Origin of the sequence: Shewanella abyssi (assembly GCF_023284025.1) — a bacterium.
Classification (GTDB): domain Bacteria; phylum Pseudomonadota; class Gammaproteobacteria; order Enterobacterales; family Shewanellaceae; genus Shewanella; species Shewanella abyssi.
On record NZ_JAKIKR010000067.1, the window covers coordinates 1 to 21,605 of the forward strand.

Consider the following 21,605-nt stretch of genomic DNA (forward strand, 5'->3'; position numbering starts at 1 on the left):
CACAACCAGTAATTGATAATGCAACAAGACTCACTAGGACTAAATTTTTCATTCTGAATTCATTTCTTATATGTTTTTGGATGCTCATGAGTATACATGTGTGTACGCATGAGCATCCAAAAACATATAAGAAATGAATTCAGAATGAAAAATTTAGTCCTAGTGAGTCTTGTTGCATTATCAATTACTGGTTGTGCCGTTAAAACCCCACCCGTTGCTATGCAAGCATCTGGCGGCAGCAAGGCTGATGGAACCATAAAAATGATGCACGAATACAGTCCAATGTGGGGCGCGGTTGCAAATATAGATAAGCCAGCGACACAGGCTGCCGCTCTTAAACGTTGTGAGCGTTGGGGCTATAAGGACGTAGAAGCTTTCGCCAGCTTTGAGAATTGCATCACCCGCGGTGATTACGGCTGTACCCACTCTCGAATCACCGCTGAATTTCAGTGTATTGATTAATTAACTTAGCTACCAAGTTAACCCCAGTAGCCAAGGATGGCAACCTAATATCGTTTTATTCGATAGCCATCTTCTCGATCGCGACAAGCTTTAATGATAAGAGCTGTGCTCCATTTTAAAGACGATAAGTCCATGCCTACATACCGATAATACTGAAGGTGATGCGTTAACGATTAAAACGCTGACTGGCATATTCGCTTTCATACTAACCCATGCGCTTGCTTTCTATATTAGCTTTTTGGATTATAAGCCGTTAGGCATTCGACAATCAGATCGACAAAGCCATCTCTATCAATATCGCACAGCACCTGAGCATTGTGCGGACGTTGCGTCAGTTGGTATCGGTCAACCACCGTCATGCCTTGGGTATATTCGCCCTTTGTTTCAATCCCTACCCAGCAATCATAAGAGGTGAACAACTCAGGTTTGAGCAACCAAGCTATGGTGCAAGGGTCATGCAGTGGTGCGCCTTCAAATCCCCATTTAGGGTCTCTATGATAGATCATGAAGAAATCGAGCAGCTCTGCCACACACTTGGCGACATGGTTGGGAATTTTCCTGATACGCTCAATATCTTCATCCATTATTTGCGCTTGATGAGTCACGTCTAGCCCGCACATGGTGATGGGGATACCCGCTTTAAACACCATATCGGCAGCTTCAGGGTCCACATAAATATTAAATTCAGCCGCGGGAGTCCAGTTGCCGGCACCAGCAGCGCCGCCCATCAATACAATGCGCTCAATCTTGCAATGCAGCTCTGGGTAGGTCGACAGGAACAGGGCAATATTGGTCAATGGACCCGATGGCACCAAGGTGACAGGTTCATTACTGGCACGCACTTTTTCCGCTATCAACTCTATTGCTGACTTATTTAGTGGCATAAAGCTTGGATCTGGCAGATCGGGGCCATCAAGACCACTCTCACCATGGACATTATCTGCAATGATAAGGTCACGTGCTAATGGCTTAATCGCGCCACCAGCAACCGGAATATCGCTACGTCCCAGCAGGGTCAGCACCCGCAGTGCATTGTTTAAGGTTTTATCTGGCGTTTGATTGCCCGCACTCGTGGTCACTGCCAAAGGCTGCAATTGACTACTGCTCAAGGCAAGAATGAGTGAGATGGCATCATCATGACCTGGATCGCAATCGAGGATAATCGGCTTTGGGGAATGGGCTATATTGGACATGGTTAGACTCCGCTAATCGGCATTATTATAAAATAGATAATCAACATCCTAGTCAGTTGTACTAGATAAAACTGTGATGCGTTATCGGATTTCATGCACTTAATGACCAATCATGTTCGTTTTAAATCATCGATTTAGCCAAGCTAATTATTCAGTCAGTGGCAAGGGATTAAGCATCCATAAATAGCGAGCCCATTGGCTCGCTATTTAATTAACAATCTTGAGTCGACTCGCCGTGACGAAGCTGATTAGCTGATGAGCTGTTCCGGCATATGATAGCTGATATGTTGATGGAATCGCACAATGAGATCTTGTCGCGTTCTGTCTAACGCCAGTTCAGAGGTAAAGCTCTTTAGCGCCTCTTCAACTCGATTCAAGTAACGCCCAAGGCCGCCATCTTTACTGTCTTTTACGCCCGCTGCAATCGTAAAGCTAACCATTTCAACGAGGTCGCTACCGTTCCAGTGACGCATGAATTGTTGCTCCTCAATATTAGGATCAAACCCAAGCATTTGTACTTCGTCGGTGCCATCAACCTGATCGAACTTACTGTTGCGTACTAGTGGCGTTAGTCCATTGGCAACCATAGCAACCCGCTTAAGCTGCTTAGCTGAGGTGGCGAGTAGAAAAGCATCCTCTAGCGTCTGATACAGTGGCGTAAAGTCATTTGCACCTTCAGGTAATAGCGCTTGTTTAAGCTTACGACTTAACGGTAGTTTTACCGTGACATAGCATAATGACCCGTGCCCTTCTGGGAGCGGACAGCTTCTCGCTTTATATCTGTCGCTGATCGAGCGTAGCTTATATCCATAGCTCTCTTTATTGCCTTTCGCCTTGGCGAACAGATCATAGGAGAGATGCTGATGGTCACGGATTTTGATGCTGAGATCTTTCTCTGGCAACTGAGGCATCAGTTTCGTCAGGAAAGACTGCACTTTTAGATGGAAATCAGCCGAATTACTGCGAATGTCTTCACCGGTCGCTAAGAATACAATCCTTATTTTACGTGCTCGGTAACCATCTTGGCTATGGAGGCTTTGCGCTTCATGATATTTAGGATTATAGAAAAATACGATCTGCTCGGCAGTTGGGAAGCAATAGGTTTCACTGTGAAAACGCACCACGGGTAACTTATCATTAGTGATCACATGCACATTATATAACTCATCTTGCTCAGCAAGCTTGAAAATGATGCGGCTAAGCGTCTGATAACACGCTTTGTAATCGAGGTAATGGGCCAACAAAGCATCGGTTACTTTAATCTCTGCAGTGATGTATTGATTGTTGCGAACATCCTTGGGTATGTACACTTTTTGCTGATGGCTAAGGGACATAAATACTCCTTGTAATAAGTTAACCGTTGCAAAGTCTGCTGCCGATAATAGCGATAAACGGTGACGGAAATACGGCGATAGCACACGCTTTTATCTACTGGCAGCATTATGCCTCTCGAATATGATTTATTTATTAAAATCCATCGACCACTGCAAACTCTTGACTCGCTGATCTATTGTCAATAAGCCGACCTTAACATCTCAACCAGAACACGCTGTTATCGACAAATCCTCTATGGGATTGGCAAGATTTGGCATTCAATCATGGCTGATATTATTCGTCGATGCCCTAAGAGTGACTCTATTTAGGTTTTCTTCTTAAGGAGATGTCACCGCTAACAATATTGGCCTTCTTCCCCGTAAGGCTGACCAGTTTTGCCTCTATATGCATCGACATAGGGAACTGGCTATCGGGTTGCTTGATGATCACTTCAGCATATGTGGCAGAGCGATTGGATAGAAAATAATAAGTATTATTCCATTGGCAATCAAAGTAGAAACTCGACTCGCTAAGATTGATGTTTTCGAGCCGATTTTTTGACTGCCTAAGATAGTTATCGGTGGTGATGATGCTGCAGAAATTACTATCAGTGCCATTACCAAACTTGAAGATAAGTGCTGACTTATCATTGAGCTTGCCTTGAGTGCCGCCGAGGTATTTATTGAGGTCAATATTGATAACGGCTACCGATTTTTGAACTATCGATTTTTGAGCTGGATTTTTTTGAACTATCCGTTTTTGAGCTATCGATTTTTGAAGTGGCGTTTTTAGCTGGGATTGTTGCAGGCGGTCTTGCGGAGTCGCTAATGTACTTATCGATAAACACAACAAACTGACAGCGGCAAACATAGAGCTAACCCACAGATGAGTATGCATAGTGCTTCCCTTGCGATCTGTTATATACCCCAAAGCGCTATTGTCGCGCCAGATTAACCATCGCGGCATTTGTAACCCCTTGCATATCAGAAAAGTAATCCTCCCAGCATGGTGAGGAAGAGCGCGACTTTAGTCGCCGCTGGTCAATATCATGGGCCACGAGCACCAAGCTAATTACGTTCCAAAACATATATACCATTCACTAGTAAGAATAGCGGAGGTTATTGCGAGAATCTAGGTTGTTATAACTTACACCTTTTACGCCACACCAAAACCAAACCATTAACAACTGCGCGATATAGATGCGAAACGCGTAAAGATATACGACAAATCAAATTACAACTTGTACAAAGTAAGTTATTAATTACAACCATTAGCTTACTTTAGGCCTTAATAATATATGAGACTTAATGTCCTGCATAACCAGACAATATAAAGCGACTTTAAGTTTAAGTGAACTAAGTTGAGTGCTATTATCAGCGCAATTAAATAGTAGCAATAAGCAGCCAGATTAATCTAATTAAATTAATCACAAACTCCTTGATAATAGTTTAATACGTGGTGATTAATCACTACTGACTAACACGCTGGTAAAATAACAACAATCACATAAACAGCACATATAAGAATAGAGTAAATGCAGCATTAAAGTTATGCAGTGTTGCATTAAGTTAATACCATTTGGAGCACCACCTTGAAACTAAATAAACTAAACGCAGCTTTAATAACAGTGTCGGTCTTACTATCTGCTAACGCAGTCGCCAATGATGTGCAATCTGCTGAATACCATGATGCCGATCCACGTAATAGCAGCAAGAGAATCGGCGTATTTGCAGATCAAGACGGTGAGCTAAAATTGCTAGCGGGCGGCGGCGCTGCAGGTTTAACCAGTGATATTTCACAAACAATTGGTTTTGCTGAGTATTATACTCAATCAAATAATGCTCGCTTACGTGCAGCACACTTTGACAGTTTCGGTGGTGTTTATGTTGATATTTATCATTTAGATGAGTCTGCAGGTATGTTTACTGCGGGTTACATGCTGCCACTATCAAGTGATAATGGCACTCAGTTTTTCCCATCTTTAAATTATACCTACCTTGATTTCAAAACGGATGATATCGCAGATATGGCATCCGGCATACCGGGCTCGCCACTACCTCCAATCACTTCAAAAGAGGTCGCTGAGGCATTAGGCGGCGAAGAAGCACACCTAGGTTCAGTAAACCTCTATGCGCTACATGCTTGGAACGATACACACTTCTCTGTATTTAACGTTAACCTTGGATCTTCATACGGCGGTGTTGATATGAATGTTGCTAACTTAATGTGGCTACAAGGCATAAAAACTCAAGTTGGAGAACAGGTTGTTAATGTTATTTTCGAGTTGAAATATGATTATGTTGAAATACAGAACACCGCAAAAGGTGATATTAGCTCAGATGGGTTCACCGCATCTATCGGTGTAGATTTCCGTTTTTAATAAACCTGTTAAATCAAAATAAGTCATTATCTAGCGAGAATGACCATTCATTCTCGCTAATATTTATTTGTTACCATTTTAACTTAACAGAAGAGCATATGGTCTATGCTCCAGACAAATGACACTATCACTGAACAAGTAATAAAAAGCCACCGGCATCAAACTAGGCACTGTTAGTTATCCCCACTAATACCCCAGTCAGAATTTTTCAGCAATAATTTCACTTGGCTGTTCTCTCAAAACAAGATAAGCCAACGCACCGCTGTACATGTCAATAACTGCGTGTAATACAATGGGAACAATAATTGAATCTGTCGCCAGATAAATCAACGCCATCACCACCCCCATAAGGGCTGTTCTAAGAATATGAATCACCCCTTGGTAAAGATGCGGTAAGCCAAAGGCAAGACTCGATATGATGACGACAGCGTAAGTGGGCATATAGTCGGCTAACATGTGCATTAGATACCCTCTGAACAACAACTCTTCACAGATACCAGCAGTGATCGAAACACCCAAGATAAAGTAACGGGTTTCTTTGACTGATGTTGGCATTAACCACTGAATATACGCTAGCTGTTTTCGTATCGCTTGATGATTTTCAGTGCTTTCACTCAGCTTTTTAAGTGACATGAAAAAATATCCAGCAATCAATACTAGCGCCGCGACACCGATTTGATTAGCCACCCCGAATTGCCATTGTAAACCTATATCACTCATCGAAATATGATCCTGTGAAACCAGTACCATCAAGAACATAACGGGCAGCCATAACTGCAGCATGGTAATACGATAAACGGCTATTCGTTTTTCCGGATCTGCTATGACACTTTGCTGCTCTTTTTCATGGGTGAGATAGATGTATATGGGCCACATGATTAAATAACCCAATAATAAATATTCTAGATATTGCATAATTCCTCTCAGTTGCTTTTTTAAACCAATGAAGAACACTGTATAAGGAATAAAACTACATAAAAATAGTTTATCGGTATAAGGTGGGCAAACCAAAAGTTTATTATCAAAGCTATTATGTTCAAAACGGAAACCCTAGTTGCCTTTATTCTTGTGGCCAAGCACCGCAGCTTTACCCTAGCAGCGAATGCCCAAAGACAAACTCCAATGGCGATGAGCAAGCAGGTTTCGCAACTCGAAAAACGCTTGGGAGCACCACTGTTTGAGCGTAGTACCCGCAAAATCAGATTAACCCAGTTTGGTGGCGAGTTTTTGCTCCGGGCACAGAAAATAATTGAACAGCATGATTCATTGTCGCATTGGCTTGAGTCTCGACAGGGTAAATTTACTGGCATCCTTAAATTGATTTCTCAAGATGTGCAAACTTATGATGAAACCATATTCCCCTGGTTAGCCGAATTTCACCGTCTTTATCCTGATATTGAACTCATTATTGATGTGAAGGAAAACATTATTGATGTAGACGAAGACCTCCATGATATCTATTGGGGGGTATCTGATTACTTAGGAATAAAACACCCTAATCTAAAACGGAGGTCAATATGGCAGGCACAACTGGGCATTTTTGCCGCGCCAGACTACCTGGCCAGATTCGGTACGCCAAATACCCCTGATGAACTAAAAAAACACCAGATGATTAGCCATCCACACCAACAACCTAGTAATGCGCTAGTGGTTAACAAATCCGCCAATAGTGTACAAACTGAGATGGAATACGTGTTACTAGACGCGCCGATTAAAACCGTTAGCGGACATTCAAAACTGGCAGTGCAAGGGATAGGGTTAATCAATGCCTTAGTTGATAATCACGATATTAAAACCTATGTGGCCAATCAAGAGTTAGTGCCCGTTTTGCAGGAGTACTGGTATTCATCCGTAGAGCTTTATCTCTATTATCACCAGGTTAAGCTTGAGCAGCCTAAAGTCCGTGCTTTTATTGATTTTTTTCTTTCAAAAAGAAAATATTGGTGAGACTCAAACAATGTAGTAGCACTATGATAGGGCGTATCTTTAACAACTTTAACGATGACTGGCATCGTTAAAGCTGTAAATCAGTTAAGGCTGTTTATTTATAAAATGCTGCAACTGTACCTTTTGCTGTCACCATAAGCGGTTGACCACGACGGTCCAATGCTTTGTGTGTCGGGACTTTAACCCAACCTTCACTGATGCAATATTCTTCGACATCAAAACGCTCTTTGCCGTTTAGCATAATACCAATGTCATGATCAAAAATTTCTGCCACATGATGTGGGCTGCGAGGGTTAACCGAAAGGCGATCAGGTAAAGCTGGTTTTGCTGTAGTGTCAGTCATGGTCTGGCCTGTAGTGAAAGTTGTAGTTAATAAAGCGTGCGCTATTGTAGGCAATACAGGCCCTATGCTCAAGAGCGGCAATCATAAATGTTATGTACCGCCGCCCCACGCTATACCTTCGCTAAATTTATTCTTGAGTATCGTGTTAAAAATAAACCATAAAATTAATCACCATAGCGTTAACGATATCGATGAAGAAACCACATACCAATGGCACCACTATAAATGCCTGACGTGCAGCACCATATTGTTGTGTTACCGCCTGCATATTAACGATAGCGGTTGCAGTTGAACCAAGTGTGACACCACCAAAGCCTGCGCAGATAACAGCTGCGCCATAATCTTTGCCCATCACTTTGAACACCACAAAAGTAGTGAACAGCGCCGACATCAAAATCTGTAGCCCCACAATAGTACAAATGTAAACAAAGCTACCTTCGAGTTTCCAGATCTGCAGACTCATCAAGGCCATGGTCAAAAACATCCCCAAACAGAGATCTGAAATAAGCGTTAAGCCTTGCTCTGCTTCTTCGGCATAGTTATGTAGTGTAGGCCTATTTAAGCGGCCCAATGCCCAACGACCAAAGTTTCCCACTAAGATCCCCGCCAACAAACACGCCACAAATAGCGGTAGTTTAACCCCTGCCGCTTGTAGTGTTTCATTAATACTATAGCCAATCATCATAGAGACGTTTAACCACAACCACGCACGCAACACACCAAAATAAGTTACGCTGATCCCAGCGGCTTCAGCAGTATGTCTTGTACCGATAGTGAGATCATCACTGGCGCTAACTTCAAGCTTATGACGCTTTATTAAGTAGGCCGCTATCGGGCCACCAATACAGCAAGCGCCAATAAGCCCTAAGGTATTCGACGCAACGCCGAGCTCAGTCGCGTTCACAATACCAAGCTCGCTGACAAAGGTCGGCGCCCACGCCATAGTCGTGCCAACACCACCCGTTAACGCAACCGAACCAGACATCAAGCCAGCCTTTGGATCGAGTCCAAATAAGCTAGCGATAGTCACCCCTAAAATGTTTTGCATGACAATATAACTAGAAGCTAGTAAGAGCAGAAATAACAAAGGCTTGCCGCCTTTTAATAAGGTTTTAATATCAGCCCGCAAACCGATACCGGTAAAAAAGTAAACCAGGAGCCATTCCATGACTTCCAATTCAAAAGTCAGTTGATAGCCAAAAAAGTAATACAGCACTCCCACTAATACCGCGCAAGCAAAACCGCCTACCACAGGCTCTGGAATACTGTATTTACGCAATAGTTCGTATTTATTCGTAAGATATTTACCGTAAAACAACACCATTATCGCTACCGTAAAAGCGACAAAAGGGGGTACATCGACGATTTCAAGCTGCATTTATGCTTCCTTGGTACTCTGCATTTTTTAGTTACACCCAAACCACTTTATCTATGCGTGTTAGTTACGCAATTTGAGTTCTAATAGTTCTATACGAGGAAGTGTAAATGTTTAGTTTGCCGAGATAATCAGCCAAAACCGCACAACATTGTCATGCATCTCATTACAAGCATGATGAATACTGCTTTAAGAGCACTGAGAGAGTGACCTAAGTAAGCCATATGGGGCCCTGTTTTGATGCGGAACGAATGATGCGAAGAGAGCCATTTATCGCCACGCAAAGGTGAACGGTCCTACCCTTGCTTCACTCTAACTGGAGTTATATATGTTGAGGGCAATTTTGCGATGCCGAAGTTGCGATGCTGAAGTTGCCGCCTATGGTGCTATTTGTACTTCTAAATTTCCTAACCTACACTCAATGTCATCAATTTTGCATATTTCCCACCTTAAAAAACAGCTTTATATGGCACTGCTAGCGCTTCAATATTGATGGTCTTTATAAATAAAGCAGGCTTAAAAGAGGGGGGACACGGGAGTCAGTTTAGAGATGAAACGCTGGATATCAATCATAGTGCTGCTAGCTTGCTCTTTTTCAATTGCGCATTTTGCAACTGACAGCTCAGTATTAGCAACTCCAAGTGTTACTTCAATTTTACCACCTCTTATCGCCATTGCTGCAGCCTTTATTCTGCGGCAAGTTATTATTGCTCTGTTTTTAGGTATTTGGTTTGGCGCATGGGCAATCGCTGGCCAAGATTTTACTGCGCTATTCAAAGGCTTGCTTGATGTCCCACAAAAATATGTACTCAATGTGATGAATGATACAGACCATACTTCAATCATTCTAATTACGTTATTTATCAGTGGCATGGTCGGAGTCATTTCTAGTAATGGTGGTTTACAAGGTTTAGTTGAACAAATTAAACGTTGGGCTAATACCCGAAAAAGCGTCCAGCTCAGTACTGTCTTTATGGGCTTTGTTATCTTCTTTGATGACTATGCCAATACACTAATTGTTGGCAATACCATGCGTTCTCTAACCGATAAAGTTAATATATCGCGGGAGAAGTTGGCTTATTTAGTCGATGCTACCGCAGCACCTTTGGCATCTATAGCATTGATTTCGCTTTGGATTGGATACGAGGTGGGTTTGATTGGAACAGCAATCGAGAGCATCGATGGATTAAACGAACCTTATGTTATCTTTCTAAACTCCATCGCCTATAGCTTTTATCCTATATTGACACTTATCTTTGTCATTTTCATCGCCTACACAGGTAAAGATTTTGGTCCCATGCTAACAGCTGAAAAAAGAGCTCTCTCAGGTGAAGCTTCAGTCAATGCGCCTGAGTTAATCGAAGTAAAATCAGCAGTTCAACACTCTAGTTGTTTAAATGCATTGCTGCCGATCCTCACCTTAATTGGCACAGTGATCTGTGGCATTATATTAACGGGTGAAGGCAGTACCATTACAGAAATACTGGCCAGTGCTAATTCATTTGCAGCCCTATTATTGGGTGGTTTTTTAGGATCTATTGTCGCGATTATGATGACAGTTTTTCAAAAAATTCTGTCCTTAGAAGAGACTATCAACTCCTGGGTAAATGGATTAAGCCGGGTGACTTCGGCGCTGGTGATACTCGTACTAAGCTGGGCACTCGCTGAAATTACCCAAGAGTTAAACACAGCAAACTATCTTGCAACTATCATAGCTGATGGCATTTACCCGGCGTTATTTCCAGCGGTAGTGTTTTTGTTGGCTGGGGTAATTTCTTTGGGAACGGGGACGAGTTGGGGCACGATGGGGATATTAATGCCGTTGGTTGTGCCTGTGAGCTGGAGCCTAGTGTCAAACAGCAATGGCGCTGTTAACCCTGCGGACATGCACCTTATATACTCTTCTATTTCTTGTGTACTCGCAGGCTCAGTTTGGGGTGACCATTGCTCACCTATTTCTGATACGACGATTCTCTCCTCGATGGCTTCTCAGTGTAATCATATTGAGCATGTTAGAACCCAAATGCCCTATGCGCTTGTTGTTGGAGCCGTTGCATTTTTAGGAACTGTGGCGACAGGGTTTGGGCTTTCATGGTGGAGCGTACTTATCACTGCAACGCTATTGTTGTGGTTTGGCTTGAATCGATTTGGTCAGTCTTGCCAAATACCCGCATATTCTGCAGCGCAGACATCGTCGCTCGATATCATTTAATCTTATTCCCAAGCTATTTAACTAAAGCTAATGGACTAGAGGTTGATTTATCATTGTTCTCCATAGAGAATAGCGCCTAGTTTGAGGTGTTTATTCAGCAGTATAGATTAGGAGTTCCTGTTAGATGATAACAAAATGGGCGACACGTTTTTTACAGATGGCCGAGCTGGTTGCATCTTGGAGTAAAGATCCCTCCACTCAAGTTGGTGCGGTGATCACCGAAGAAAACCGCATTGTCTCATTAGGTTACAACGGCTACCCCAATGGGATCTCCGATAGTGCCGAAACCGACAACCGTGAGATGAAGCTGCTAAAAACCCTCCATGCGGAAGAGAACGCCATTCTCTTTGCTAAGCGTGATCTCAGCGGCTGCGAGATCTGGGTGACTCATTTCCCCTGCCCTAACTGCGCAGCAAAGATAATCCAAACCGGTTTAAGCACAGTCCATAGCCCACAACCAAGCACTGACTTTCTATCTCGCTGGGGCGAGAAGATTAAAATAAGCGAAGATATGTTCAAACAAGCCGGCGTTAACGTCGATTGGATGCAGCTAGAAAATGTAGGCTAGGATTTGGGGGCAAATATTGGAGTCAAAGTTTGCCCCTCAAATATTGAATCTGTACTAACGACTATCTCTCATATGCAGTGGAGCTTACCAAGGCAACACTTGGCCGTTTGAATGCCGAAATACACCGGACTGACTCATATCAAGCTGCTCAATTAGGCCAATAATACGCGTCGCCGACTCTGTTGCTGAGATATCTCCGCCATGATTAACCATATCGGTTTGCACATAACCTGGATGATAAATACCAACGGCCACCTCTTTAGGGGCTAAGTCATGGCTTAATGACATTGATGCCGCATTTAACGCGGCCTTTGACATACGGTAACCATAACGGCCACCCGAAGTATTGTCTTCAATTGAGCCCATTCTGGACGTGATCATCGCCACCTTTGCACCGCGAGCTAGCTGACTCTGAAGCGCTGCCACCACACGAAGAGGTGCAACGGCATTGACTTCAAACTGAGCTCGAATGGTATCAAGGTTTAAGTTGGCTAAGTTCTCATCCCGTAATATGCCGGCATTACACACCAACACATCGACCGCAATATTTGCTAGTGCTTGTTTCATGTTGGCAATGCCAGCATCTGTTGCCACATCGATATCTGTCACCACGTTGACCTTTAAGGCTGATAACGCGGCTGATGATGTCCGGCATAAAGCAAAAACATTTTTACCTTGAGCGGCATAAAGCGCAGTTAACGCCAAACCAATACCGCGATTGGCTCCGGTAATCACTACAGTTTGCGACATGTTGGCTCCTATAAACTAAATTGATGAACTGAAATATCTGATTATAGCTTTACATACACAAGCAGCGTAGGCAATTGCTCACACCTTGTCGACGCTTGGCCACGTTTAATCAATAATATAAGGAACAATTATAATGGCTTGGCCATGTTGTTAGACTCATTCTCACACCATAAATTGCATACAATCTGCACACCTGTTAGGTTTAGTTATTAACTTGCACATGGATGTTTATAAAATGAATAATAAAATTGCCATTGGCGCCACAGCCTTGGCGCTCGCGGGTTTGTTCATCGTCAACCTAGAACAAACCAAACCGACGAGTGAGTCGCTTCCTCTGGCCAATGACACTCAGCCGAGTATTGCCCAACTTCCCGTAGAGACATCCAGCGTGGAGGAGCGGGTGAACGAACCTCAACAGTACCAGCTAAGCCAAAGTAAACTGTCCGAAAATGAGTCTGAGATATTTGCGGCTGACGACGAGCCATTGCCCCCACCACCTCAGCCAGTCAGGCACCCACCAATGGCACCACCAGCAAATGGTCAGGGAGTTGTCTCACACCCCAACCATCAGGCTCCTATTCAGGCGCCAATTAGTCGAACCAGCCCAAGTAAAGAGTAGATACTACTAATGCTGTTCCTTTCTTGGAGCAGCCCAAGTCATAAGCGCTCGATGCCCGCAAGATCAGTGCAAAACCGAGCAACTATTGGCTAACGTTTTGAGTTGGTTTTGATGGCGGTGCTATAGGGCGACTTTTGGGGGATATGTGGACTGCAGAACCGTGACTCGGCATTGGCTGCTGAGTCAGCCCAGCCTGTAGAACAAACTCTTCAATCAAATTCGAAAATTGACCATTAACCAGCTGCAACTGCTGATTAACTAATTGGTCGACGCTGGCGGCAAGTTGCGGTTGCGTCTGTAAAAACTTCTGCCCGATATCTGCAGCAAAGAAAGTGGTTAAGCTTACTAGCTCCGATTCACTGTATTGCTGGCAGTATGCCTCAACAATGGGCGGTTCAAGCTGCTCCCAGCTCAAGGTTTGGCGAGCGAAATCGAAAGCTCGTCGACGAAACTGCTCCTCCAGCGGACGCTTAGCGACCGGAATTCGGTACTCCTTCAATAAATGGGTATATTGCCCCTGTAACTTAAATTGTGCCTGTAAAAGCATTGCTTCAGCATTAATGACCTTTAACAATGCACTCGCTTGACGCCGCTTACTGTCTTCATCTGCTGCCAAACCGACATTAGCAACCAACAGCAACAGCAATATTCCTAGCCTGACCATAGAAGTTCCTCCTCCGAGTATCGAAAAAAGGGCTCCCTAAGGAGCCCTCAATAAAGGTGCGTTAATTAACATCTACCTGAACGCTAGCGCCACTCGCGCTAGGCTCACTCTGCACAGTAATGTAATACCAACCTTCCGGTGGATTAGCAACGCTAATCGATTCCTGGTTAGTATCCGCATTGGTCGAAGCATGATCGTAACTGCTCGCATTCGACCAACTGGTGCCGGCATAGAGACTGAGGTTACCCGTGCCGTGATCGCTGCGAATGCTCAAGCTTTGTGTACCTTGATCGATGTAGATATAGTATTCGTTACGACCGTCTGTTGCACAAAGTGGTATACCATCGACTATCTTAGAATACGACACCGCGCCAGTGCTTGCACACTGATTGGCGATTTGTCCCACTGGCTCAACGGGCTCCACCGGCGTGGTAGAGGCATCATTAACGACAGTCAATGTCACGCCACTGAACTCACTACTGCTGTCCACGGTAAAGTAACGCCAGCCTCGATGAGCAACAACGGTGATCGACTCACTGTTATCCGCCGAAACCGAAGCCAGCTCGGCACTGTCTACACCCGCCCAAGTACTTGAGTTGTAGTAAAGATCAGCATTGCCGTCTCCACCTTCAAGGGCTATGGTCAAGCTGGTGTTGTCTTCTTCTACATAAACATAGAAGCTATTACGACCACCACTGATACATTCACTCTGGCCATAGTCGACCTGACCATAGTTTGTCGTTGCAGTACCGCAATGAGAAACGACTGGATCTACCGGATCGATCGGCGGGTCAACAGGGTCTACTGGGTCCGGTGTTCCGGGGTCGGTTTCAACAGTGATCTCTGTGGTACTGGCAATAAACTCTACCCCACCGAAATCACCAGACAGTGTAATATAGTGCCAATACTCATCTGGATTAAGCTGCACTTCAATCACTTCATAGTTACCATTGCCGATGGCGAATCCTTCGTTCACCTCACCGCTAGCCCATCCGCCTGAGTTGTAGTAGATGTCAGCATCACCCCAACCGCCGCGCGTACGGATCCATAAAGAACCACTGCCATTATCGGGATTTGCGAAAGCGAAGCTAGCGCGCCCCTGTTTAGAGTCGACACACTCTATAGGCGTATCCAAAGTCAGAGACGAGCTGTTTGAATCATGACGATTAGCTTCGTCAGTCGGCACACATACCGAAAAATCGGTACTGATGGTCGATGGAGTACCAGCCCAATTACCCGCGGTACCGCTGGCGAGAGCTGCCACATCACTAGGTCCTTTATCGACAATGCCATCGCTATCAATGCTGAGACCGCTGGTTAACCAACCACGCCACTCGTTGTCATAACTGGTACCAATGCTATCCATCAAGACTTGGTATTCTTCGTACTTATTATCTCGCAATAAGCTTAAGATTTGGCTTACATCATCATGATGTTTTTCGAACATAAACCGCACTGCGAGATAGCCCCAGCGGTAGATCCTATCCTGACCTGCATCATAGTTATTCTTGAAAATCGTTGATAAGGCAAATTCCTGAGTTTCGCCCATCTCGATAGCATTGCTATTGGCATCACGATAGGAGATGTACTCCGCCAAGCCCTCAATCCACCAAATGGTATTCACCGAGATACTACGGCCAAAATCACCATAGAGGTTAAAGCGACCGTCGAGGTAGTGTACATACTCATGCTGCAGGTTCCAGATATGGAAATCTGGCTGACGCCACTCTGCCTCATAGGCAATGAATCTTGCTTGGTTTTTCAGTCCTGCAGGTGATCCTTCCAGATACATACCACCGTTGTTGGTGGCAATGCCGAAGAATGTGCCAGCGTATGATTGATAATCGTTAGAACTGTCAAAAATCACCAATTCTAGATCACTGTTGTTATCATTCGCTACGGGCTGATTACCGGTCTGTAGCTTGCCATGGAAGTAGTCTTCCTGGCCGCCTAACACGTCACAAGCCCAAGCAGCTTGATCGTTATACATCGACTGAGCTCTAAGCTTCAGGCTAGTGGAGCACCTATAGTTAAAAGGCAGTGTGTCTTGCTCAAGCGCATACTTAAAGCCACAAATGTCATAGGCATTACAGTTGGCTCTATCGTAGTAGTCGGCCATTTCAGCCGCCGCTAGCCACAAAACATCGCTAGAATCGTCCTTCGAAGTACTTGTTAACACAGACTTTACTAATGAAGTTGTCTTAGAAAATAGCGTATCTATGTAGTAGAAACGAGACATCTCACGTACCGCATTCACCAACACATATTGGGCATCAGTACCTAACAGGTGACGATTGCGAGACTGGAAGCTGTTGAGATCATCCATGATCGACGGATCGCTAGCAAACAGTGCCTGAAGATCATCATCCCATTGGCCTCGGAACAAGGTAGTAAAAATCGCATTGGCCGCCGCATTCATGCCCCAAGATGCTTGCCAACTGCTGTCGTATTCCGTGAGCACCTTTTTGGTGGTCCAGTTAAAATAGGCACCTAAGCCCGAGGAATCGACGAGGATCAACGCTTCTTTCAGTACCCCAGCATTCTCATCACTTGCGGTCCAGGCCGCACTGTTATTGAATAGATTATTCAGCGCAACCTTGGTATCAGACTCCACGCTGCTGGAATATGTTGGGACGTCGTCTGGACTGTAAAACTGCACATAACGCGCAGCACGAATATAGTAAATCAGCGACTCAATACCTTCAGTATCAACACCGGTATAGCGTAGCGCACGATCTCTAACGCCAGCTAACGCCGTACGTATATTACTTTCACTGAACAACGCCGTAGCATCGCTACCACGCAAATTATATAGCGGACTGACACATTGCGGATCAGAAGTGGCAAGCTTATCGACAAGCCCCCAACCGCTTAGACCGATAAAAGACTCACAGCCTTCGGTGCCCGCTGGACCGACAACGCCCATGGCGCCCATCGGTTGGTTCGATACAAGTTGGGAAGAGATCATGCTAATGGGAGAGACTATCTCCGAGTCCATGGATATCGCAGGCTGAGCCAGCGATGATGCGCTAAATAACCCTAGCGCCACCATGAGATGATTTGGTTTCATTGTTAATTCCTTTTAAATGGATTTTTCAGACGTAATCCATGCTCTAACAGAGCTCGCCTGTTATTTATGAGCCAACCTCCTTAATACACTCATTGCGCATACAATATACCAAACAGTAACAAAACGGTAGCATTTCAGCTGCTTTTTCATACGATCCTGGTGTACGCAACGACAGGAAAACACATAACACAATGACTTTTATGTTTATTCTAGCTTTAGCAAGTGCGAATATAATGTTGCCACAATGTAAAGCCACGTTTTACATGCGACAGAGGCATGCATAGAGCAGTTGCTATTGTGTTATCTCCGCTACCGGCATCGATAGAATAATTCATGTTGACGCGCTTTCCTGCGTTGAGTTGATTTAGAACAAACCCCATAGCTGCTTTATTAAATACATTCTTAAGAAACTGATACTTAGTGATATCCGATTCACCCAACACTTAGGGTAATTGTCAGCACTAAGATACAAACTGAGGGATTATTTTGTCGCTAACTTCTATAAATAGAAAGGACGTCGCCATTGTCGGTGGCGGAATAATTGGGATCTGCAGCGCCTACTATCTACATAAAGCAGGTAAGAAGGTCGTGGTTATAGAGAAGGACGAGATAGGAAAAGCCTGCTCCTATGGTAATGCTGGTTATATTACACCCAGTCACTTCATCCCTTTAGCAGCCCCCGGCATGATTAAAAAAGGGCTGAAATGGATGCTTAATCCACAAAGCCCCTTCTTTGTGCGTCCAAGCCTGAATGTTGACTTTCTAAAATGGCTATTATCATTTGCCAAAAAGTGTACCAAAGAACATACGCAGCAAACTCAACACGCACTCTTAGATATTAATTTAAAATCCCTAGAACTTTATCAAGCGCTGTCTAAGAGTGATGATATCGAGTTTCAATTTCATCAAAAAGGGTTGCTAATGCTCTATAAAACCCAAGCTGGGTTAGATGAAGAGGCCGTCACCGTGGCGCAAGCGAATGCACTTGGGCTGAATGCTAAAATCCTTGATAAAGAAGCGCTAAAAAGATTAGAACCTGATATTGACTTTGACGTGGTCGGCGCCGCTCACTACCCCGAAGATGCCCATATATCCCCCTTCGAATTTATCTCCTCGATGAAATCGTTCTTAACAAAGCAAGGGGTTGAATTCATGGAGCAAACAGAGGTGATAAGTTTTGAAACCGACGCTAAAGCGCCACACACAATTAGCACTATTAACACAACGAAAGGAAAAGTTAACGCCGAGAATGTGGTCCTTGCTAACGGTGCCTGGTCGCAAAAGTTAGCTAAAGGCTTGAACTTTGAACTTCCTGTACAAGCGGGGAAAGGCATTAGTATTACATTGGACAACAAATCTGCGGCAGGCAACGCGCCATTTTCATGTCGCACTCCATTTATCTTAAGCGAAGCAAAAGTGGCAGTGAGTCCCTTTAATGATGAGATTCGATTTGGAGGAACCATGGAGCTTGGTGTTCTCGCAGAACAGGAGTCAAGAGGGCTAAGCTCAAATCGAATTACAGGTTTATTGCGCTCTGCTAGCCAATACCTACCAGCTTTTGACGGCGCAGCGATAGATCGCAGCCAGTTTTGGTGCGGATTTCGTCCCTGCTCCCCTGATGGGTTACCTATTATAGGCCCGGCACCCAACATTGATAACCTCACTATAGCAACGGGACACGCCATGATGGGACTGAGTCTAGGGCCGATAACAGGTAAACTGGTTAGTGAACTCATCACAGGTAGTACACCCTGTGTTGAGTTAGCCCCCTTTATGCCAAACCGATTCAATTAATAACCAAGTTAGGGCTGGTAACGGCCCTAACGCACCTTTAAAGCCAACAAACTATGCTGTAGCCCAATGGCATTGGCGACACTCGTCAATCTGGCCTTTATCGCCAGCTCAATACCAACGCCGCCCTGAACCAAGTCATCAACCGCAATAAAGGCGATAGTTTTCAGACTGCTGCTGTCATAGAGATAAGCGTAGCCCGATTCTACAATCCAACCCTCAGCACTTTCAGCACTCACAGCCGTCAGGAGTTGTGATTTTTCTTCTAATGTTCTCACCAAGGTAAAATCAAAAGACAAGATACAGTCTTCATTACCGTACCAATCCGCTTTTACCGCCTGAAAATTGATCCATAACTCTAGCTGAGTTAACAAGGGCTTAAGCGAATTCGAAAATTTGCCATCGGCCACTATTGTAATGGGAAGTCCTTGTTGCATATTTGCCTTTGCTTCTGTCATAAGTAGGGGCTCATGGGTCATTCTGGTTATAAGGTTAGATTTTGCTATCTAACGATCCTTGATGCAACCGTCAGCCAGTAAAAGTGCAGATAAATGGTTAAGTTGCGGTACAGCATTCTGTCGTTATATTAATGATCGAATTAGGATGATTAAGCAGAGGCGACAGATGAAGCAATTGACTAAGATGTTAGCAACAGCAGTGAAAACGGTAACCACTATCGCTCTGACCTTGTTTATCTCAACTGGCAGCGTTCATGCCTCCGTAAATACTGCGGTAACAGCCAATTTAGTGCAATCTAACACTGATAAAAACTTGTTAATCTGCCAATATCAAACAGTAGCAGCTAGCCATTTCCAGGTGTTCGATAAGGTTTTAGACAATGAGCAAGCCTGTCCAACTAGCATGCAGGTCGCCCACGAGCCTATGCTTAGCGAAGCTGAAGAAGCCCAGCTTAAACAGATGCTCTCTCTAAAGAGTTATTAGCTCTCCAGATTAACCATATTAAAACTGAAGCGCAGCACCAGCTGCGTTTTTTTGTGACCGCGTTAAAAATCTGCCATTAGTGATGAGTGTCTATGATTGGTTTTTCTTAATCAGGCTTCTCGCACTTAACTCCATATGTGTTCACATTGAACACATTATGTGTTCACCCTCTCCGGTGTTTTCAATTACAAAAAAGTAAAACTAATAAAACCAGTTAATTAAAATAGGGCACGATTTATGCTGCTTTTATCGCACATGTAATCTATCTCATCAAGGATACAACGATGAATACAAAAATTATAATTGCACTGGTTTCATTTATTTTTATAAGTGTTTCATTAGATGCTATAGGAGGAAATCAAGGTGGAGGAAATCAAGGCGGAGGAAATGTAATGGTCCTAAACTTGGTTGGTACTGGGAATGGGGAGCTTCTTAAGGTACCGGATATTGACGGTGATGGTATTGAAGATGACGCTACTTGTTTCGAAGTCGATCTGTTCAATGGCGAAAATGGTCATTTGATTGGAACAGCAGTCGACTGCTTGTCGATGATTGCCAGCGTTGGCGACGGACTTGCATTGGTTGGCACTACATACTTCAATTTACCCCAAGGCACGCTAATCACCAGAGGAAACACAACCGTTCAGCCCGTCACAAAGGCTATAGTGACTCCAAATGGCCAATCCATAACTCACATAACGGGAGCCGCAAGCAACGAAAATGCAATTTTAGAAGGTACAGGTCGCTTTGAGGGCCAGACTGGAACTGTGCGACTTTCTGGAATGGTGGACATGTCAAATATTGATATCGGCCAAATAACCTTTGATTGCTTGTTTGTCATAGCACTAGACCCGTCAAGCTCAGAGTAAAATTTAGCTGTGTATATAAGCCTGAAATTTAACACTAGGTGGCCATGTTATTCTAAATTGTGATGAACACGCATATCCAAAAACACCAAATCATTTAGATTGCAAAATGGCCAGCATACAATTAAGTATTTGATTTTAACAATAAATATGTTGGAGTAGACTTTCTACTCCAACCCCAACAAACCATGTTCTTCCCCAACAGCAAAATTGCAAAATTGGGGGTCAGAGTAAAATTAAATAACTGACCTATACTCTGCTATAAATGAGCTTTGCAAAAGGAACTTGCACATGCCTAGAAAGCCTAGAGCCAACCCTATAGGTGTACCTCAACATATCATTCAACGCGGCAACAATCGCCAAGCCTGCTTTGCTTCACAACAAGACTTTATTGCCTATACGGGATGGCTAAAGGACTACGCCAAGAAGTTTCAGGTAGAAATCCATGCTTGGGTATTTATGACAAACCACGTTCACTTACTTTGCACTCCACTGAAAACTGATGCTATTAGTCAAATGATGCAATCCCTTGGTAGACAGTATGTAAGGTATTTCAATTACACCTATAAACGCTCAGGAACACTATGGGAGGGGCGCTATAAGTCTTGCCTAGTACAAACAGAAGTCTACTTAATCCAGCTCTATCGTTATATCGAACTTAATCCAGTTAGAGCTAATATGGTCGATGACCCTAGTGAATATCAATGGTCGAGTTATCAAGTCAACGCCCTAGGAAAAGCCTCCGAGCTATGTACACCCCACTGTGTTTATCTTGCCATTCACCCTCAAGGAAAAGCACGACAAACAGCATACCGCGCGCTGTTTGCACATCATCTAGATACAAAAATTATTGATGATATTCGACAAGCAACCCACAAAGGTATGGCTATCGGAAATGATAAATTTAAAGATGAAATCGAAAAGCGAACAGGAAGAAGCATGAGACCAAAGAAAGCTGGACGCCCTTCTAAGCAACCAAATTAAATTTTACTCTGACCCTGAGGGATCCCCACGAATTTAATAGGATGCTTGTGGCTCCCTAACTAAATCCTGCAGCGTCTTAATCCCTGCTCGCCAATGAGACTTCAGCAACTTTAAATGGCTGTCTT

At 44.0% G+C, this 21,605-nt stretch carries 20 protein-coding genes; 10 read left to right on the top strand and 10 right to left on the bottom strand.

Annotation, left to right across the window (positions count from 1 at the left end):
- The first annotated feature begins 144 nt into the window (after positions 1-144).
- Positions 145-462, top strand: a complete 318-nt coding sequence (gene yecR / locus L2755_RS19800; protein ID WP_248982403.1) for a YecR family lipoprotein — start codon at positions 145-147, stop codon at positions 460-462.
- Positions 463-692: 230 nt separating this feature from the next.
- Here the strand turns inward: yecR and rihA are convergent, their stop codons facing one another.
- From rihA to L2755_RS19815, 3 genes are all read right to left on the bottom strand, one after another.
- Entirely contained in the window at positions 693-1,655 is a 963-nt protein-coding gene (rihA, locus tag L2755_RS19805; protein ID WP_248982404.1) for a pyrimidine-specific ribonucleoside hydrolase RihA, read from the bottom strand.
- Positions 1,656-1,903: 248 nt separating this feature from the next.
- Positions 1,904-2,989, bottom strand: a complete 1,086-nt coding sequence (locus L2755_RS19810; protein WP_248982405.1) for a DUF3083 family protein — start codon at positions 2,987-2,989, stop codon at positions 1,904-1,906.
- Positions 2,990-3,290: 301 nt separating this feature from the next.
- Entirely contained in the window at positions 3,291-3,866 is a 576-nt protein-coding gene (locus L2755_RS19815) for a hypothetical protein (RefSeq protein WP_248982406.1), read from the bottom strand.
- A gap of 694 nt (positions 3,867-4,560) precedes the next feature.
- On the opposite strand from L2755_RS19815, the gene L2755_RS19820 reads away from it, so the two are divergent.
- Positions 4,561-5,349 (top strand): hypothetical protein, encoded by a 789-nt coding sequence (locus tag L2755_RS19820; protein WP_248982407.1) that lies wholly within the window; start codon positions 4,561-4,563, stop codon positions 5,347-5,349.
- A gap of 198 nt (positions 5,350-5,547) precedes the next feature.
- On the opposite strand, the gene L2755_RS19825 is transcribed toward L2755_RS19820, so the two are convergent.
- Positions 5,548-6,264 carry a CPBP family intramembrane glutamic endopeptidase gene (locus L2755_RS19825; RefSeq protein ID WP_248982408.1) on the bottom strand — a complete coding sequence of 239 codons (717 nt, stop codon included), beginning with the start codon at positions 6,262-6,264 and terminating at the stop codon, positions 5,548-5,550.
- Positions 6,265-6,381: 117 nt separating this feature from the next.
- Here L2755_RS19825 and L2755_RS19830 point away from each other — a divergent pair, with 117 nt between their 5' ends.
- A complete protein-coding gene (locus tag L2755_RS19830) occupies positions 6,382-7,296 on the top strand; it encodes a LysR family transcriptional regulator (protein ID WP_248982409.1) in 915 nt (304 codons plus the stop codon).
- Positions 7,297-7,390: 94 nt separating this feature from the next.
- Here the strand turns inward: L2755_RS19830 and L2755_RS19835 are convergent, their stop codons facing one another.
- Both L2755_RS19835 and gltS read right to left on the bottom strand, forming a co-directional pair.
- Positions 7,391-7,639, bottom strand: a complete 249-nt coding sequence (locus tag L2755_RS19835; RefSeq protein WP_248982410.1) for a DUF3297 family protein — start codon at positions 7,637-7,639, stop codon at positions 7,391-7,393.
- Positions 7,640-7,784: 145 nt separating this feature from the next.
- Entirely contained in the window at positions 7,785-9,017 is a 1,233-nt protein-coding gene (gene gltS, locus L2755_RS19840; RefSeq protein WP_248982411.1) for a sodium/glutamate symporter, read from the bottom strand.
- A 547-nt stretch (positions 9,018-9,564) separates the two neighbouring features.
- On the opposite strand from gltS, the gene L2755_RS19845 reads away from it, so the two are divergent.
- Positions 9,565-11,226 (top strand): Na+/H+ antiporter NhaC family protein, encoded by a 1,662-nt coding sequence (locus L2755_RS19845; RefSeq protein ID WP_248982412.1) that lies wholly within the window; start codon positions 9,565-9,567, stop codon positions 11,224-11,226.
- 124 nt (positions 11,227-11,350) lie between these two features.
- A complete protein-coding gene (locus L2755_RS19850; protein ID WP_248982413.1) occupies positions 11,351-11,794 on the top strand; it encodes a dCMP deaminase family protein in 444 nt (147 codons plus the stop codon).
- Between the two features lie 84 nt (positions 11,795-11,878).
- Here the strand turns inward: L2755_RS19850 and L2755_RS19855 are convergent, their stop codons facing one another.
- On the bottom strand, positions 11,879-12,544 hold the full coding sequence (locus L2755_RS19855; protein ID WP_248982414.1) for an SDR family oxidoreductase: 666 nt from the start codon (positions 12,542-12,544) through the stop codon (positions 11,879-11,881).
- A 235-nt stretch (positions 12,545-12,779) separates the two neighbouring features.
- Here L2755_RS19855 and L2755_RS19860 point away from each other — a divergent pair, with 235 nt between their 5' ends.
- Positions 12,780-13,163 carry a hypothetical protein gene (locus L2755_RS19860; protein WP_248982415.1) on the top strand — a complete coding sequence of 128 codons (384 nt, stop codon included), beginning with the start codon at positions 12,780-12,782 and terminating at the stop codon, positions 13,161-13,163.
- Positions 13,164-13,245: 82 nt separating this feature from the next.
- Here the strand turns inward: L2755_RS19860 and L2755_RS19865 are convergent, their stop codons facing one another.
- Together L2755_RS19865 and L2755_RS19870 are read right to left on the bottom strand one after the other, a co-directional pair.
- Positions 13,246-13,827 carry a DUF2059 domain-containing protein gene (locus L2755_RS19865; RefSeq protein WP_248982416.1) on the bottom strand — a complete coding sequence of 194 codons (582 nt, stop codon included), beginning with the start codon at positions 13,825-13,827 and terminating at the stop codon, positions 13,246-13,248.
- Between the two features lie 61 nt (positions 13,828-13,888).
- Complete coding sequence (locus L2755_RS19870; protein WP_248982417.1) at positions 13,889-16,897, bottom strand: M9 family metallopeptidase; 3,009 nt, start codon at positions 16,895-16,897, stop codon at positions 13,889-13,891.
- A gap of 486 nt (positions 16,898-17,383) precedes the next feature.
- Between L2755_RS19870 and L2755_RS19875 the strand changes: the two genes are divergently transcribed.
- Positions 17,384-18,691 carry an NAD(P)/FAD-dependent oxidoreductase gene (locus L2755_RS19875; protein ID WP_248982418.1) on the top strand — a complete coding sequence of 436 codons (1,308 nt, stop codon included), beginning with the start codon at positions 17,384-17,386 and terminating at the stop codon, positions 18,689-18,691.
- Positions 18,692-18,717: 26 nt separating this feature from the next.
- Here the strand turns inward: L2755_RS19875 and L2755_RS19880 are convergent, their stop codons facing one another.
- Complete coding sequence (locus L2755_RS19880; RefSeq protein WP_248982419.1) at positions 18,718-19,146, bottom strand: hypothetical protein; 429 nt, start codon at positions 19,144-19,146, stop codon at positions 18,718-18,720.
- Between the two features lie 166 nt (positions 19,147-19,312).
- Between L2755_RS19880 and L2755_RS19885 the strand changes: the two genes are divergently transcribed.
- The 3 genes from L2755_RS19885 (at position 19,313) to L2755_RS19895 (ending at position 21,480) form a co-directional block, all read left to right on the top strand.
- The gene (locus L2755_RS19885; RefSeq protein WP_248982420.1) at positions 19,313-19,630 is read left to right on the top strand and encodes a hypothetical protein; all 318 of its coding nucleotides are present in this window, start codon (positions 19,313-19,315) and stop codon (positions 19,628-19,630) included.
- Positions 19,631-19,914: 284 nt separating this feature from the next.
- Positions 19,915-20,499, top strand: a complete 585-nt coding sequence (locus L2755_RS19890) for a hypothetical protein (RefSeq protein ID WP_248982421.1) — start codon at positions 19,915-19,917, stop codon at positions 20,497-20,499.
- Between the two features lie 288 nt (positions 20,500-20,787).
- On the top strand, positions 20,788-21,480 hold the full coding sequence (locus tag L2755_RS19895) for a transposase (RefSeq protein WP_248982422.1): 693 nt from the start codon (positions 20,788-20,790) through the stop codon (positions 21,478-21,480).
- The last annotated feature ends 125 nt before the right edge of the window (positions 21,481-21,605 follow it).